General features: G+C 41.7%; 12 protein-coding genes and 1 tRNA gene. 1 reads left to right on the top strand and 12 read right to left on the bottom strand.

Annotated elements, in window-relative coordinates; genetic code table 11:
- Nucleotides 1-6: 6 nt before the first annotated feature.
- The 4 genes from FGG79_RS16020 to FGG79_RS16005 form a co-directional block, all read right to left on the bottom strand.
- Nucleotides 7-252: a glutaredoxin family protein gene (locus FGG79_RS16020; protein ID WP_138780150.1), complete on the bottom strand. Its 246-nt coding sequence runs from the start codon at nt 250-252 to the stop codon at nt 7-9.
- Between the two features lie 133 nt (nt 253-385).
- On the bottom strand, nt 386-1,729 hold the full coding sequence (gene rpoN, locus FGG79_RS16015) for an RNA polymerase factor sigma-54 (protein ID WP_138780148.1): 1,344 nt from the start codon (nt 1,727-1,729) through the stop codon (nt 386-388).
- Nucleotides 1,730-2,043: 314 nt separating this feature from the next.
- Nucleotides 2,044-2,643 (bottom strand): 3'-5' exonuclease, encoded by a 600-nt coding sequence (locus FGG79_RS16010; protein ID WP_138780146.1) that lies wholly within the window; start codon nt 2,641-2,643, stop codon nt 2,044-2,046.
- Between the two features lie 474 nt (nt 2,644-3,117).
- Nucleotides 3,118-3,189: transfer RNA gene (locus tag FGG79_RS16005), tRNA-Arg, on the bottom strand.
- Between the two features lie 572 nt (nt 3,190-3,761).
- Here FGG79_RS16005 and clpP point away from each other — a divergent pair.
- A complete protein-coding gene (gene clpP / locus FGG79_RS16000; protein WP_098352025.1) occupies nt 3,762-4,358 on the top strand; it encodes an ATP-dependent Clp endopeptidase proteolytic subunit ClpP in 597 nt (198 codons plus the stop codon).
- A 118-nt stretch (nt 4,359-4,476) separates the two neighbouring features.
- Here clpP and FGG79_RS15995 read toward each other — a convergent pair whose 3' ends face one another.
- From FGG79_RS15995 to whiA, 8 genes are all read right to left on the bottom strand, one after another.
- Complete coding sequence (locus FGG79_RS15995; protein WP_138780144.1) at nt 4,477-7,353, bottom strand: ATP-binding protein; 2,877 nt, start codon at nt 7,351-7,353, stop codon at nt 4,477-4,479.
- Nucleotides 7,340-7,711: a response regulator transcription factor gene (locus FGG79_RS15990; RefSeq protein WP_138780142.1), complete on the bottom strand. Its 372-nt coding sequence runs from the start codon at nt 7,709-7,711 to the stop codon at nt 7,340-7,342. The genes FGG79_RS15995 and FGG79_RS15990 overlap by 14 nt, the downstream gene beginning before the upstream one ends.
- A gap of 2 nt (nt 7,712-7,713) precedes the next feature.
- A complete protein-coding gene (locus FGG79_RS15985; RefSeq protein WP_138780140.1) occupies nt 7,714-10,950 on the bottom strand; it encodes a hypothetical protein in 3,237 nt (1,078 codons plus the stop codon).
- Nucleotides 10,947-12,353: a glycosyltransferase family 2 protein gene (locus tag FGG79_RS15980; RefSeq protein WP_138780545.1), complete on the bottom strand. Its 1,407-nt coding sequence runs from the start codon at nt 12,351-12,353 to the stop codon at nt 10,947-10,949. The genes FGG79_RS15985 and FGG79_RS15980 overlap by 4 nt, the downstream gene beginning before the upstream one ends.
- A gap of 2 nt (nt 12,354-12,355) precedes the next feature.
- Entirely contained in the window at nt 12,356-13,399 is a 1,044-nt protein-coding gene (locus tag FGG79_RS15975; protein ID WP_138780138.1) for a HEAT repeat domain-containing protein, read from the bottom strand.
- A 4-nt stretch (nt 13,400-13,403) separates the two neighbouring features.
- Nucleotides 13,404-15,011, bottom strand: coding sequence for a GGDEF domain-containing response regulator (locus FGG79_RS15970; protein ID WP_138780136.1), 1,608 nt, complete (start codon nt 15,009-15,011; stop codon nt 13,404-13,406).
- A gap of 330 nt (nt 15,012-15,341) precedes the next feature.
- A complete protein-coding gene (locus tag FGG79_RS15965) occupies nt 15,342-15,599 on the bottom strand; it encodes an HPr family phosphocarrier protein (RefSeq protein ID WP_138780134.1) in 258 nt (85 codons plus the stop codon).
- Nucleotides 15,600-15,627: 28 nt separating this feature from the next.
- On the bottom strand, nt 15,628-16,575 hold the full coding sequence (gene whiA / locus FGG79_RS15960; protein ID WP_138780132.1) for a DNA-binding protein WhiA: 948 nt from the start codon (nt 16,573-16,575) through the stop codon (nt 15,628-15,630).

The following is a 16,575-nucleotide window of genomic DNA, read 5'->3' as shown; positions in this document are numbered from 1 at the left end:
TAGAAACTATCGAGTTTTATCATGTAAACGCTTGCTAAGCGTAAAATAATCAATTTGCCCATACTGGAGGATCTCTCCGCCTCGTTCGACGACAGGAATCATCAATCCAAAACGTTCTGTAAGATCATCACTATCATCGATATCGATTTCCGTTATTTCGAATCCAAGTTCACCCTGAAGTAGTTTTAAGGTGATTTTTGCGTCTTCGCATAGTCCGCATTGAGTGCGGGTGTAGAATATAACAGAGTTCATGTACATACCTCACTTTATATTAGGTTGGTTTGGTCGGTTTTGTCGGCGATTCTGTCCGGTGCCTGACACTTTTTCACAACCTGGTGCCAGGCACCTAACACTGTTTTAGTCCCAGGCACCAACAGAAACTGTTCTATTCATACCTTTTCCTCATCGTAGAAGAAGCGATCCCCAATTGATCACGGTATTTGGCAATTGTCCTTCTTGAAACATCATAGCCTTTATCTAATAGTAGATTGACGATTTTCTGGTCTGAAAGGGGCTTTTTCTTATCTTCTTCATTTATCAACTGTTGAAGCTCATTTTTCACTGTGGTAGCAGATGCTGTTTCTAAATCATCGGTCTTGACCGATTTGATGGCCGAGGTAAAGAAATACTTTAGCTCAAAAATCCCATAAGGGGTTTGCATATACTTACCTTTTACGGTACGGCTGATGGTGGATTCGTGAACATCGATTTCGTCTGCCACCTGCTTCAAGGTCAGGGGCTGAATGGCTGATGGACCCTTAAAAAAGAATGCTTTCTGCTTTTCAGCAAGCATCTTCCCTACCTTCAGAATCGTTTGCTTTCTTTGCCTTAGGCTTTGCAGCAGCCACTTGAAGTCCTGCTCCTTTTCCTGGAGATAAGACCGGACTTCCTTATCGGGATGATGGTTCAGAAAATCCGTGTATTCTTCATTATAGGTGACGTTGATTGTCGTCCCGTCATTCAGGGAGACAGATATCCTCCGATCATTGAGCACTTTCACCACAAGTTCAGGGATAATGTACTCCGAAACATGTTGAGAATATGTTGACCCAGGTCTCGGATTGCAATGCTGAATGAAATCCGCTGCCTGCTGAATATCTTTTAGCTCAACGGACAGATCTTTTGCGATCTTTTTCCACTTTTTTTCTGCGAGCGCCTGAAAATAATCGTCTACAATCGACATAACTAATGATGGAACGTTTGCCCTTTTCTTGAGTTGCAGAGATATACACTCTTGTAATGACCTGGCTCCAATCCCTGCCGGCTCCATTTGCTGCAAGCTGTTAATATAGCGTTCTAGTTGATTGCTTTCGAGATGGTGTTTTCTGATAAACGATTCTTCATCGATCCTTAAGTACCCGTTATCATCCAAACTGTATATTAATTCTTCCATTATCTTCCGTTCTGAATAAGTAAGCGATTTCAAATGTAATTGAGAAGTTAGTGCATCTGAAATCGATCCCTTTGGTACAGATACATATTCATACCAATCTACTGTATTGTCATGGCTTTTGCCGGCAGTCCGCTTATACGTATGAGGGTCACGATGATGAAGATGGTCTTGCTTAGGTGCTTCCAGTTGTATGAGGGGATTCTCTAATTGCTTCGCTTCTAAGTAAGCATTCAGTTCCATCGTAGAATATTGGAGGATGGTAATCGCTTGTGAAAGCTGTTGCGTCATTTGAAGTTTTAATTGTTGGGTTTGAAATAATCCTGCTTTCAAATTCATAATTCGTAACCTCCCATTTATTTATTCTACATTAAAATAGGTGGTTCGTTAATGGGAACTTGTTGGTAGTTGGTGGGCGTGTATTAAATGTATGTAATTCTTTAACATTTTTACGGAGAGAGTAGTAGTTGATTTCCGCTGCAGGTGCTCGCTTCAATCAACTGTCATGGTGTGGCTGTTCTCCATCCATCATAACAATATTCTTTTATATATTTATATTCAATTGAATATAAAACGGATAATGAAAAAGCACCCTGGAGGATGCCACAATTCGATACCATTCATTATAAGATAAAGGTTCTCCGAAAGTTGAGTTATTTAGCTGATTTACTTACTAATGAAGAGCGATAGACGCCATCGGATATTTCTCCCGGTGTTATTCGAGTCTTATTGTAGAGAGAATTAAAGTCCGTAAGCTTGTACACTTCTGCTAGCTTTAGCATTAATCGAGCGCATGCTTTAGCATCATCTGCAGCATGATGGTGATTATCTAATTCGATTCCAAAATGAGTACAAATAGACGATAGCTGATAGGCAGGAAGACCCTTCACCATTTTTCTGGACATTTGATATGTGCAGAGAAATTGGTTGTATACCGGCTTCATTTCATAACGAGCTAAATTATCCCTCAAAGCGTAACCATCGAAGGAAAGATTATGAGCAATCATCAACTTATTCTCTATTTTGTCCTTGATTGAATGATAGAAAGCATCGAACGTCATCGCGCCTTCAACATCTTGTGGTTTAATTCCATGTATTCTGATATTAAACCTATCAAATTCCTCTTCTGGGTCGATTAATTGATAAATTGAATCAACAATTTCTCCATTTTCTACAAATACCATTCCGACTGAGCATATACTGTGTCTTGCACGATTAGCAGTTTCAAAGTCAAAAGCTACAAAATCTTTCATACTAAGCCACCTTCCCGGTTTTAGATTGTTCTTCTTGCTATCAACGAGTCTCCTCTTCTCTAACTCTTCTGGTGTAGGGCGAAGCAATAAATTTCCACGCATAAGCGTTCATATAGGAAATTGATCCGGCACTTCTTCAAAATAGGAATATTATATAATTATACAATATATTAAATTTCAAATAACTTCTTTTAGGGAATTTCTTCTAAGGTTATGTTAAGATAATCGTTTTTTATAAGGCAGAGATCTAAAGAGGGAGACTTTTATATTTTCTTATCCTCTAGATTCCACTTGAAAGTAGTGAGGGTGTTTTTCCTGTGTATGATGGAAATCTCCATTACTATGAGAACAAGGAGCTTTAGTATGCATTCGTGGTATTTTCTTACCTAAAATACCCTTAATTTCAGGAACGAAAAAAGGTGCTTCCACAAATTAAAATCTTGTAGAAACACCTTCATATCAGTCTTTTAACTACGCCCTCGGAGGGAATCGAACCCCCATCTCAAGAACCGGAATCTTACGTGCTATCCGTTGCACCACGAGGGCATGAAATGTATAACCGTCACGAATATATATTATAAGCCAGATATTGCTTGTTTGCAATAGATATTATTGTCCATGTCATTTTCAAAAAGATAAGTATGGGGAATTTCTTTGTAGAAAGGTTAATCATTATCAGTATCTACTTTACTATTAATCTCCCTCTATAAAGAACCACAGAGTGCATTGAAGCGGAAGGCACTTGACTCCTGCGGGAATAGAGGAAAGGTCGAGACCCCGCAGGGCAACGCCCGAGGAGGCTTGACTTCCTCCCCGCCGGAAAGCAAGTGCCTGCAGCGGAAAGGAACGGTCATCGTTTTCACCCTATATTCCTCTCAGAGACGAATCCCCTCTAATCAACTATTAAATATGGAACTTAACCTAGCTACCAACAATAAACTTTACAAACACCATCCCGTTTAAAAAAGGATTGAATGGGTATCATGTAGAAAGGATTTATATACAGGGTAATAAAGGAAGCGTTTAGTTTGACCTTTATTGACCATGGGTGTATGATTACAGTACAAAGTGAATAAGTAATTCCAACAAATAAAAAAGATTTCTAAGGAGGAACGAGGATGAATTTAATTCCTACAGTAATTGAACAAACAAACCGCGGGGAACGTGCGTATGACATTTATTCACGTCTACTGAAAGACCGTGTAATCATGCTTGGAAGCGGCATTGATGATAATGTGGCGAACTCCATTGTAGCACAGCTTCTTTTCCTTGAGTCTGAAAACCCGGAGAAAGATATCTCAATCTACATAAATTCTCCTGGTGGAAGCATCACGGCAGGTATGGCCATCTACGATACAATTCAATACATCAAGCCTGATGTACAAACGATTTGTATCGGTATGGCTGCGTCAATGGGTGCGTTCCTTCTTGCAGCAGGCGCAAAAGGTAAGCGATTAGCCCTTCCAAATGCTGAAGTCATGATTCACCAACCACTTGGTGGAGCTCAAGGGCAAGCGACTGAAATCGAAATCGCAGCGAAGCGTATTTTATTCCTTCGTGAAAAACTGAATCAAATTCTGGCTGACCGCACTGGCCAACCACTTGAAGTGATTTCAAAAGATACAGATCGTGATAACTTCATGACAGCTGAAAGAGCGCTTGAATATGGATTAATTGATCGTATCATCACTCGTAACGATATGAATAATAAGTAAGTAGATGAAAGCCCCTTGTGCCAAAAGCACGAGGGGCTTTTTTTGTTGAATTCTCCACCTTTATCAAATCAAAAAACCTTAAAAAAAAGAGGCTTTCGTCTCAGAAAGCCTCTTTCTCTTAACTTTTATGTTTTTTCTTTTCTTGAATCGGGACGAGGATTTCTCCCTTCAGCCCTTTTTTAAGCAAGAGATGTAAGATGGTTTTGGATAGCTTACTAGGGTGATACGGCTTCACCAAATAATCATTGGCTCCAAGAGTGTACCCCTTCTCCTTCTCATCTAAAGCAGACGATACGATAATAGGAACCTGGTTAAGCTTTTCATCCGACTTGATTAGTTCCAACACATCCCATCCGGACATACTTCCTTCAAGCATGATATCCAGGACAACTGCATCAGGTTTTTCCGCCTCCATCTTCTTTATGGCGTCTATTCCTGACGATGTATGCTGCACCTTGAAACCACTGTCCGACAGCTCGGCTTTAAGAAGGGTTGCAAGATTAATATCGTCTTCGATGACGATAATATTCATACCATCCCCGCAGTGCTCATCATCCTTTACGGTTTCGATGGTCACCAGTGGCAAACGGATGGTAAACACACTTCCTTTGCCTTCTTCAGATGAAACCATGACCTCTCCTTCATGGGTTTCGATGATTTCTTTCACAATGGTGAGGCCCAATCCAGTTCCACCGATTCTTCGTCGGTCGGAATTATCGACACGATAGAATTTGGTGAAGAGGTTCGGAATCGCATCTTTTGGTATCCCCAGGCCTTCGTCTTTAATATCGACAAAAATGCTGTCTCCCTCATCACGGAGGTAAACAGTTATGGCGCCTCCTTCAGGAGAATACTTGATCGCGTTACTAATCAGGTTAGTGAAGGATTGAGACAATTTGTCCTTGTCTCCAAGGACGATCGTACAATCGGTCTCCCTTACTAAATCGAAGGAATGGTTCTTCCCATTCACCTTTTGTGTATCGATTACGTGCTGAATGACCGGAACAACATCGACAAATTTCTTCTCAAAGGTTTGCCTCCCTGACTCCATACGCTGTACATCTAGAAAGTCATTGATAAGGGATGTTAATCGCTTGGCCTCTTGATAGATGGTCGTTAAATATTTTTTCGTTCTCTCCGGCTTTAAGTCCTTGGTCAGCATTAATTCTGTGAACCCGAGCACACTCGATAACGGTGTACGCAGTTCATGGCTGACCGTGCTTACGAATTCGGATTTCATTTGATCGACTTCGAATTCTTTCGTAATGTTCCGGTGAACGAATATTGTTCCTATATGCTCTTCCAGGCGATAAAGGGATTCTGAATACACCTGGAAGACTTCTTTCCCCTCTAGTAGATGATAGGTAAGAACGTGCTTTCCTGTCTTCTTGTCTTTCACGATCGTGTCGTAATACTCTTCTAGCTGCTCTTTATCCACCACACGGTCAATCAGGGCTTGTATCCAAGTAGAGTAGGTTGCCCGTTGAAGATCGTCAATGTCCTCTTGGATCAGGGCCGATAATTTCGTATTCATCAATAAATTATTGCCTTGATGGTCTACGAGTTGAATCCCCTCTTGAATATTATTGAGGATATCCTGTGTTAGTTGGCGATTGCTTTCCGATTGTTCAAAGAGGTAAATCTTTTGTAACGATATGGATATTTGCTTCGCTAAACTCATATATTCATCCATTTCCTGCTGGGTAAAGTCTTGGCCAAATCGGCTGAATACCATGATGGCTTCAATCTCTTGCTCGACGGAAAGAATCGGTAAGAAAAGATCATAAGAATAGAGCATTTCTTCATGGTAGCCTTTTTCAGAGAGAGTCATCTCCCGTTTGATCGAGAACGGTTTTTTCGATTCAAACAATCGTTGATGGATTCCATTGTAAATATACTTTAGGAACTGGCTCACACCTTTTTCTGAAATGCCGAAGGACGCATTGGATTTGGTTTCATCCATTAGTACGATCATACCTCGTGATGCTTCCATTACATGACTCATGCTTTTGACAATGCTATCCAGTACTTCTTGTTTGTTCAGCGAACTCGATATCCCGTGGATAAACTCATTCCTGCGCTCGAGTTGCATCTCGCGATTTTTCGTTATATTAAGCAAGTGCTCAAGCTCGGATTGCTGAGATTCCAACTCATCCTGCTGTGCGACAAGTTCTTCATTTTGGGCAAGAAGATGTTCTTCCTTCTCTTGAATTTTATAAATCATTTTTTCAAAAGCCCGAGACATCTTGCCGATTTCATCTTTTCGTTTATTTTCAAAGGACCATTGCTGGTATGTTTCGTTCTCGGCAATCTGTTCTGCCGCTGAAGCCACTTGATTTAGGGGTGCCCCGATTTGACTCGCGATAACTCTCATCAATCTCATCAGTGCAAGAAGCATCAGGAAGATAAACAGAACGAATGCAGCTTGACTGGTTGATTCTTTTCTTTTCACTGCTTCATATGCTTCTTTACTTGTTTCCACTATGGAATCATTATAGTTATTCAGCTCTTTTTGAAAGGTGTCGATGGTAGCCGTTGCTCCATCAGCTGAAGATTTTTTAACCGCCTCCACGTTACCACTTTCGTAATTATTAATAGCGTTTTTAACTATCTGATTAAAATATACTTCTGAAAATTCTTCGACATCTTTCAGGAAAACCTTATCTTTTTCTTCTGTTGCTAATTTCCGAAACTCCGCAATGGAAGCCCTCACTTGAATTTCATTCTCATAAATGCTTTCTTTAAATTCCGTTCTGCCAAATGCAATATATCCTCTTGCATCAAAGAATGCTTGTTGAAAATTCCTGTCCAGATTCTCGGCTACCTTTTCCTTTTGATCCAATTGGCTTTTCAATGATTGATATTCATCCGTAATATACCAATCATATGTGAACAAGCATGCAGCTCCGATGATGAAGATCAACATAAATGCACTTAGTAATCCAATAAATTGATTTCGCAAACTCGTTTGAAAAAATGCTTTAACTTTCTTCATTCAATATGTCCTCGATCCGCTGAACCAACTCTATAGGACTATAAGGTTTCGCAATAAAATAATCGGCACCAGATTTCATCACAAGGTCTTTATCCGTTTGCTGGCTCTTCGCTGACACCATCATGATTTTTACATCCTTTTTCAGCGGTGAGTTTCGAACCTTCTCGATCACCTCTAAACCTGTAAACAGGGGCATCATATAGTCCAGGAGAATGAGATCATAGTCATTTTCCAATATCTGATTGACTGCTTCTTGCCCATCAGCCGCTTCATCAAGCTCGTGCCCTTCATCTTCCAAAGTATCCACCATTAACATCCGAAGCACTTCTTCATCTTCCGCGATTAATATTCTCGCCACTTCTATTCCCCTCCTTCTTCAAACGCTTCTTTCATTTCATCATACGATTGTTTTAAACGTTCATGCGATGTCGGTTGATCCCAACCCTTCCAGACATAAGGATAAAATTGACCCGAATCGATCATTCCGTCTTTTCCTTGTTTCGGGTAGGAGAAGATTTTATCTCCTTCCTTCTCGTATATTCCAATTCGGATAGATTCTACCTTCGTTGAACTTTCCAAGCCTTTACCAGACCAGATATCTCCCATCGATTCCTTTAAGCTCGGATCCTTAACGTTTATGAGCTGCCAAGGTATGCGAATTTCATAGCGGCCACCCGATGAGTCCACACTTATATCTGTTAACGAATTGTATCCGGGATCCTGTGGGTTGGATGTTCCAAACTGAAGAATACCTGTTTCATAGGATTCGAAAGGAATCTGTTCCCCTTTTACCTCCAATGATTTATTGAGCGTCAGGCGAATTGGATGATAGGTCCCATTATTTTTTACATTCGCATATGCTTCATCTTCAATCATGTTGAGAACATGACCGTATTGGTAATGGAATGTGTCATAATAACTGTCCACCCACATGCGTGCTTCTTTGCTACCTTTTATCTGAAGGGCGAAGTCCACTCCTGATGTAGTCACATCCGGTTCGTCTACTATCGTGGACTGACCCTGATTCTTTATAGTATCAAACAGAAGATAGGTGTCTTTATTCTCCGAGATTCCTGCCGTGTCTACACGCACATATAGGTATCTTTCATCGCTTGTGACATACATGCTGTGTTCATCTTCGTTAAATACTGGCTCTATGCCATTAAACGCCCAATCTTCTGGTCTGCCGTCCACATGAATCATCGATGTTTCGCTCTCGCCAGGATCAAAACTCATCATTCCGAATTGCTGTTCATTGGTTTGGGCATTCGACCAGAAGGGACGTCTGTCCGGGTTATCATAATCCATCGTGTTCCACGTCCGTTTAAACCATTCATCCTGCCAAGCGAACACCAGTCCACCAGCCATTTTCTCTTCTATAATATCCTCAAATAACTTGCGGTCGATTTGTCCCTGCTCCTTCTCCGAATGAAGACCCTGGTCCATTCCGTAGACATTCCGGTGAGTGAGTCCCCTTGAACCTGGGACACCGAATTCAGCCACCAATAGCGGCATGGAATGAGCTTTTTTCATATCATTCAGATAGCCTGCATAGTTATTCCTTTCACCTCTATGGTCCTGATAATTAATATATTTCGGTTCATAGTTCAGGAAGTCCGGATAGTATGGATAAATGTGATATGAGGCAAACAAGCCTGTATGCAATTGGTCGGTTCCCTTCATGACGTTCGGGTTTACAGAAACCATATCCTCTTTCTCAAGTGGCTCGCTTGGATGATCCAGCAAATCGGTTGTGACCCAGTTCGTGAAGCTTACAGGTCTTTGCCATTGATACTTACCCGTCTCATAGGAAATCCCTTCATCCATTCTTTCTGTCAGCCAAATCTCAAATGGCTTCGCATCTTTAGTCTGGATGAATTCGCCATTGAAATCGTTCATCCCTTGATGCTTCTTGTTAGTAGCCACCACAACTTCAGGATCCCACTCAACACCGAATATCCAACCGAGAACATACGGGGAAATATCATATTTGTACGTCCCGGACGCATGCCCCTTTCGTTCCGGGATCTCTGCGTTACCGTGGACGAGATCAATGGTTTTCTTGATTTCAGCAGAAAATTCGTTTGTATTCTCCTCGGCAAAGGCGTCCTCCGATTTCAAAAAGATCTCTTCATTCACCCAGACACCATGGAACAAATACAGGGGTTCCTCTGCCATCTGGTTGTATTCATAGAATGCTTCGTAGAATGCCGGGGGATGAATCGTATAAATACGGATAGCATTGGCGTTCATTGCGCCGATTTGCTTGAACCACTTCATATATTCCTGTTTCGAAATCGCCGTTTCTCCAGGGAAGGAACCTGGTTTCGCAATCCCCATATTGACCCCTTTAATGACAAGATCCTCCCATTTGCCATCCTGATTCACCTGAATGTAATCGGAGCCTACTTTCCCGGCAAGCTTTACTCCCTTTTCCGATTTGATCTGAGGCGTAGCCACTTCCTTCTCTTGGCCTTTTTCCTCATGGATCCTCTGCAGAATGCTCTTCATCATCGGCGTATAAGCTTTCCAATAAAATTGAGAGAAATTATCAGGACTTGATGATTCGGTCCATTTCCTCCATGTAGAGAATCCAACCGTTTGATACAGGTTGGGCACATCTGGTTGATCGGCATAATCACCGGAGAAATAATACGTATCGTAGCGACGGTTTTCTCCATGAACGACGGCAGGGAACGTCACGGGCAGATTAAGGGCCTTTAATGTTTCTTTTCCCCTTTCAGAAAGTGAAAGTGTGTACTCAGCCAACACTTCATCAGGATCGACGGCTTCCACAATGTCAAACCAATAGGAGTAAGGGACTTCAATCTCTTCTCCAATTTGTTTTTCACCCTGTTTGGTTGTCGAAAAGCCGACTCCCTTTGCTCCGATATCATTCTTATCCAATACCACCAGTCGATCATGTTCATCCACAAGCACGATGCCGGGACCTGAGAAATCATAGGTTCCACCATATTGCTTACTGTAGTTATCCCTTACCCATTGAGGGACTTCACTGTTTTCAAGCTTGGAAAAATAACGTCCGATCCAGCCCGACCATTCCAGATTGAACAGTGAATAGAACTTGCTCCTTGTATTTTCTGTTGTAGGCTGAGCCATTGAATTGAACTCTGCGATCAATGTTTTCCCATCGTTGATCGCCATGCCTTTCAACGTGTCCATATCATCATCCGTCAACCCTCCGTATAGCATCGAGGATCGTTTTCCCGAGATGTTCTGATTATGGAACTCCTCTTCATACACTCCATACGTATCTGCTATATAGACAGCTTCGTACCGCTCATAGTCTGATGGAAGATTCTTAATGTCATAGGTTTGATCAGCTTGTGGTACAAACCCGCTATAGTCGCTTCGAAGATCATAAGACTTTCCATCTGACTTGACATATTTCTGTTGATTCAACAGCCACATTAGGCCTTTGTGTTCCCTAAAAGACGTATCGGGAACCGTTTTATCGATGATGAGTAGATCCAGGTTCTGCTCTTTCTTTACCTGCCACAACCAAAAAGGGGAAGACATGATGAGCAACATGGTCCCGATAAACAGGAGGAACGCATATGATTTCAGCTTGGTCATTTTGATACCCCTTTCCTAGCCATTTCTCCCCATCCCCTCTTCTTGCGGAGGACGTCGAGTATGCCTTCACAGCGCCATATAACTGTTAATGGTCTGTACCATAACGTCTCTGTAAATGAATATACAAACAACCTGCCGATATCGGATGGTCTAGGGAACTTCCGGACGGACCATTCTTCCATTAAGACGGCTGCCATGGACAGAATGGATCCATACAAGACGGAAAGCAAGAATAATAGAATCGCAAATTCAAGATAAATTCCGCCTAAAAATATCGAGAAGAGCATGATGATATAGCCCATCATTTCAACGATTGGACCCAAAAATTCAATGATCAGAAAATAGGGCATGGACACCATACCAACCGAACCGTACTTCGGATTGAAGATGAGACGGCGATGAATCCATAGGCTCTCAAACAATCCGCGATGCCATCTGCTCCGTTGCCGACGCAAGTACTTCAAGGATTCTGGTGCTTCCGTCCAGCTGACCGGGTCCGGCACATAGACAATCTTTTTATCTGCTTTCTGTTCTTTCACATACCGGTGGAGCCTAACAACAAGTTCCATATCCTCTCCAACGGTGTGGGAATAACCGCCTGCGTCAATGACCCACTTCTTCGAGAACACGCCGAACGCACCCGATACAATCAGAAGAAGATTGTGACGGCTCAAGCCGATTCTCCCCATCAGGAATGCCCTTAGATACTCGATGACTTGCATTACAACTATTGGTGAACGGGACAAGCCTACCTTTACAATTTCTCCGCTTTCAATTTCGCATCCATTGGCAATCCGGATGCTTCCCCCTGATGCAATCACCTGGCCATCTGATTCGACAATCGGCTTCATCACCTTCAAGAAGGCTGTTCTCTCCAGGACAGAATCTCCATCGATCGTACAGAAATAGGGATAGTTCGAAATATTGATGCCTGAATTCAAGGCGTCTGCCTTTCCTCCATTTTCTTTATCGATAACAAGTAAGTGCTTGTACAGCTTGGATTGATACACACCCTTTACGGATTGTGTCTTCAGCTGCTGACGAATTACCCACTTAATCTTCACTAATTGAAAAGTCTCCACAAGCTTTTCCATTGAATCGTCTGTTGAGCCGTCATTGATGATGATGATTTCATACTCTGGATATTCAATGCTCAGCAAGGATCTCACTGTCGCCATAATACCGACTGATTCGTTATAGGCCGGCACCAAGATCGATACCGGCTTTGTTTGATGAAGGTGCATCAACTCTTCATAGGGCTCCCAATCGTCAAGCCCGTACGTTTTCCTTAGTTGAAATAGTGAAATGACAAGAAGAATGGTATAAAACGAGATGACAACAATCATATAAATAAGGACAAACCATCCAATCCCCATAAGGATGGCTCCCCAATCTACTGTCATGTTCATGAGACAGACCCCCTTTCCAACCACTGGATTGCCATGTCCCTGGCGTACCCATCTTCAGCATTAACTGCTAATTCCGATAATATCGCAAATCCATTTTCTAAACGAAGGAGGGATTGGGCAGCTTGGGATCGAACGTAAAAGGATGAGTCACTCATAAGTTCCGTTAAATAAAGAGTCAGTTTAGGAGTGCGGATGTAATCACATGCTTTAATGGCCATCAACCGTTCCTGCCACGATGCGGCACGCAAATGGACAGAGAGGGTAGGCACATCAAGGTAGTATTCCATGCCCACCAACGCTTTCAATGTACGCACTCGGAGTTCCATGAAATCATCCCTTAATAATTCCTTAAGAAAAGGAATATACTCCATTCTGTTCCTTGCTCCGATCGAATCGATAAGGGCAAATTTCAACACCTCCGGCAGTTCATCAAATGCACGGATCAATGGCTCGAATTGCTCTTCCCTCAAGGAATGGAACAGAAGGCTGTATTCAAACTCAGTCAAATCATGCTTCGGCTCGATCAGGTTCTCTAATAGAGTCTTCTCTTCAAAGAGTATATCAATCTTCAACAGCTGGATTTCTTCCGACTTGCTCACATGTTTAGAAGTGTAAAGCTTATGCAAAGGTTTTTTCATACTTTTCATCTGAAAATCGTGTATCCAGAAGAGGGCATTCATTCGTTTGCTCCATCTCCTATGCTGAAGCTGCGAAAGGATATATGGTTGGAATCGGTCTTCAGCAAATTCTTGAAGGCGATCCTGGATATCTTCAGACGAAAACGTTTTGGAGAAACCTGCCAGAAGCTCGACTAGTGCCTGGATTTGCAAAGGAGAGTCTACATTTAATTTCTCAACCTTGATCCCTTTATGTAAAAATTGAAAGAGTGCTAGTTGATAGTCCTCCTTATATAAACCGATCTGGGTAAGATTCTTGTTATCTATCCTTTTCTTTATCATCAAATACAGACATAAACCCGTTAACAACACCAACATACCGACTAATACAATCGAAAAATAAAAAAGCTCATGGTGATACACGAATCTATCTCATCCTTTTTAGCATTTGGCCTAATCGGGCCTCGAGCTCAAGTAGTTTAAATGGTTTGGTCATATAGTCATCCGCCCCGAGTTGAAGTGATCTTGAAATATCCCGTTCACTCTTCCGAGAGGTGAGCATCAATACTTTATAACGATCCGAGTCGTCCCCTTTACGGAGATTCTCGAGAACTTCCAAGCCATCCATCTTTGGCATCACTCCGTCTAAAATAACCAGACAAGGAGATTCCCCGTGCCAGTCTGATTGAAGGAAGGATACTCCATCATTAAACGATTGTATATCATATTGGACATGATGCTCAGATGGCAGCTTGGATACGATATCTTTCATAACGGTTCGAATAATTGGATCATCGTCCACTATGGCGATCTTTATGATTTTTTGTGGTGTATGGATATTCGCTTTACAATCGATCTTCACGTTATTCCTGCCACTGTTCTTTGCTTCGTACAGGGCATTGTCGGCAAGCTCAAGCCATGTATCAAACGGTTTCGTCGGATTAGAAATTTCCGCTACGCCTGCAGAGAATGTACAGGAAAATCCTTCCCCTTCCCTGAACACATATTGAGCGAAACTCTTACGTATAGTATCGACGAATGTATACGCTTCTTTAAGAGAAGTGGTAGGGAATAAGATGACAAACTCTTCCCCTCCGAAGCGAAAGACGATGTCCTGTATTCTTGTTTCCGACTTTAAATGTGTTGCAAACTGCTTCAGTACCATGTCCCCAACCAGATGACCATACTGATCATTCACTTTTTTGAAATGATCGATATCCAACACCGCTACACTATAGGAGTCGCCATTTCGTGCCCAATCGCTTTGAACTTGTGCATAGGCTTGGTTTAAATATTTCCGGTTATATACATGGGTCAGTTCATCAATCAGGACGAGTTCATCCATTTGCTTCTTCCGTTCCATCTGCCTTTTGACTCGCACGATAAATTCGTCCAGTTCAAAGGGCTTCCGGATGAAATCATCCGCACCCATTTGATAGCTTTTCATCCGAATTTCTTTACTATTGTCCACGCTCACCATGACGGTCGGGATGAACTGCTGCTTTAACTTCTTCTTGAAGAAGTCAAGAACCTCGAATCCATTCGTCCCATTCATATAAATATCGATAATCGCACAGTCAGGCCTCACATCGTAATAGGACATGACCGCTTTCTCCGGATTCGCAATCGGTACGACATACCAGCCGATATTCTCAAGCTCCTCCTTCATATACATGAGAAAGGTGGTGTCGTCATCTATGATTAACACAACCGGTTCTTCCCCAGCCCTGCTTTGTTTACCAGGGAATACCTCTACCTCTGAGATACCTTCCTCATAGTGGTAGCAGTATTCAATAATGTCAAAAAGCTCTTCCTTCACTTCTGCAATCGTCCAAGTCCGCTCTTCTTTTTCTGTATGTTGATCCATCAATTCACGGGCACGTTCCCCAATTTTATGTAGGCCAAGAATAGAGGCGGAACCGGCCATGGAATGAATGAATCGATAGACTTCTTCATGAGCAATAGTGGAAGCAGCTTCCCACTCATCCAGTTTTTTTCGTATATTATTAAAGAAATATTTTGTGTACTTTTCCATTCAGCATCGTATCCTTTATCGTAAACTTCTTCTATTCACATACAGAGTGAATCAATGAATTTCTTCCAAACTTATTTCATTATACTCTCGTATTCTCTAGTTTAATAGGTAATGCATGGGAATATTATATTATTTTGTAATCATTTCCCTATACAATATCCCGAAAAGTACAATGTAACAAAAAAGGCGTTTCACATCCACTTTAAATGTAAAACATTTGGAAAGAAGGTTCTAAAGAAGTAGTTGATTCTTCCTCAACAAAAACAAAATCAACCAACTAAAAAAAGCCGATGACCACTCCCTGGTCATCGGCTTTTCATGAGGTTGATCTTATGCTTCTTTTTGAACGAATCCTTCCAGCGCCACAAGCGCTTCCTCTTCGTCACTACCCTCTGCTACCAATGTGATGGCAGAGCCTGTCGAAATCGCCAAGCTCATTAATCCCATAATACTTTTTGCATTAACTTTTTTTCCATCCTTTTCTAAAAAGATTTCAGATGAGAAACGGTTTGCCTCTTGAACGAATAATGCAGCAGGTCGTGCTTGAAGACCTGTCTTTAGTTTTACTTCTACTTGTTTTTCCACCATAATCAATTTCTCTCCCCTTTGTCCTAAATTAAGTTTGTAACGTTTCTCCCGCCCTGAGTTTATCTGCAAGCTGGTCGATTTTGCGCAAACGGTGATTAATCCCTGATTTGCTGATGGTACCGCCTGACACCATTTCTCCCAGTTCTTTCAACGTAACATCTTGATAATTAACCCGCAGTTCGGCGATTTCCCTTAGTTTATCAGGTAAAACCTGTAATCCTACATGCCTCTCGATAAACTTGATGTTTTCAACCTGTCTTAAAGCTGCACCAATGGTTTTATTCAAATTCGCCGTCTCACAATTCACAAGGCGATTAACGGAATTTCTCATATCCCTGACAATCCGTACATCTTCAAAACGCAGAAGGGCATTGTGAGCTCCAACGATGTTCAGAAATTCCGTGATTTTCTCTGCTTCCTTCAAATACGTAATGAAGCCTTTCTTTCGTTCGAGTGTTTTACTATTCAACCCGAATGAATTCATCAGCTCGGACAACGCCTCGTTGTGTTCTAAATAAAGAGAAAAGATTTCTAAATGATACGATGACGTTTCCGGATTGTTAACTGAGCCGCCGGCAAGGAAAGCTCCCCTTAAGTATGAACGTCTGCAACACTTCTTCTTGATCAAGTCTTCCGCTATATTATGAATAAAAGTGAAATGTTCACCTAGAATTTTCAAATCCTCAAGAATCATTTTAGAATCTTCTTTAATTCGGACGATATAGACATTGTTTTTCTTCAGCCGCATCTTCTTTCGAACCAGAAGCTCTACTGGGGTGTCGTACCCTTTTTTAATCAATGTATAGATTCTTCTGGCAATGGCGGCATTTTCGGTTTGAATATTGACTACGAGCATTTGATTTGAGAATGACAATGAACCATTCATTCGAATCAATGCGGACAACTCTGCATTTGCACAGCAATCCTTCACTTCAATATTGGTCAGTTCTTTTTTTGTTTCGGACGCAAACGACAT

This window comes from Bacillus sp. BHET2 (assembly GCF_005938125.1).
GTDB lineage: Bacteria > Bacillota > Bacilli > Bacillales > Bacillaceae_B > Rossellomorea.
The sequence above is the reverse complement of the archived record's forward strand: the minus strand, read 5'-3'. Positions and strand labels throughout refer to the sequence as shown.

Bases quoted from the DNA above. Each gene is read 5' to 3' on its own strand.
- FGG79_RS15965 (WP_138780134.1), bottom strand. From the start codon at position 15,599: ATGGTGGAAAAACAAGTAGAAGTAAAACTAAAGACAGGTCTTCAAGCA.
- FGG79_RS16020 (WP_138780150.1), bottom strand. From the start codon at position 252: ATGAACTCTGTTATATTCTACACCCGCACTCAATGCGGACTATGCGAA.
- clpP (WP_098352025.1), top strand. From the start codon at position 3,762: ATGAATTTAATTCCTACAGTAATTGAACAAACAAACCGCGGGGAACGT.
- whiA (WP_138780132.1), bottom strand. From the start codon at position 16,575: ATGTCGTTTGCGTCCGAAACAAAAAAAGAACTGACCAATATTGAAGTG.
- FGG79_RS15980 (WP_138780545.1), bottom strand. From the start codon at position 12,353: ATGACAGTAGATTGGGGAGCCATCCTTATGGGGATTGGATGGTTTGTC.
- FGG79_RS15985 (WP_138780140.1), bottom strand. From the start codon at position 10,950: ATGACCAAGCTGAAATCATATGCGTTCCTCCTGTTTATCGGGACCATG.
- FGG79_RS15970 (WP_138780136.1), bottom strand. From the start codon at position 15,011: ATGGAAAAGTACACAAAATATTTCTTTAATAATATACGAAAAAAACTG.
- rpoN (WP_138780148.1), bottom strand. From the start codon at position 1,729: ATGAATTTGAAAGCAGGATTATTTCAAACCCAACAATTAAAACTTCAA.
- FGG79_RS15995 (WP_138780144.1), bottom strand. From the start codon at position 7,353: ATGAAGAAAGTTAAAGCATTTTTTCAAACGAGTTTGCGAAATCAATTT.
- FGG79_RS16010 (WP_138780146.1), bottom strand. From the start codon at position 2,643: ATGAAAGATTTTGTAGCTTTTGACTTTGAAACTGCTAATCGTGCAAGA.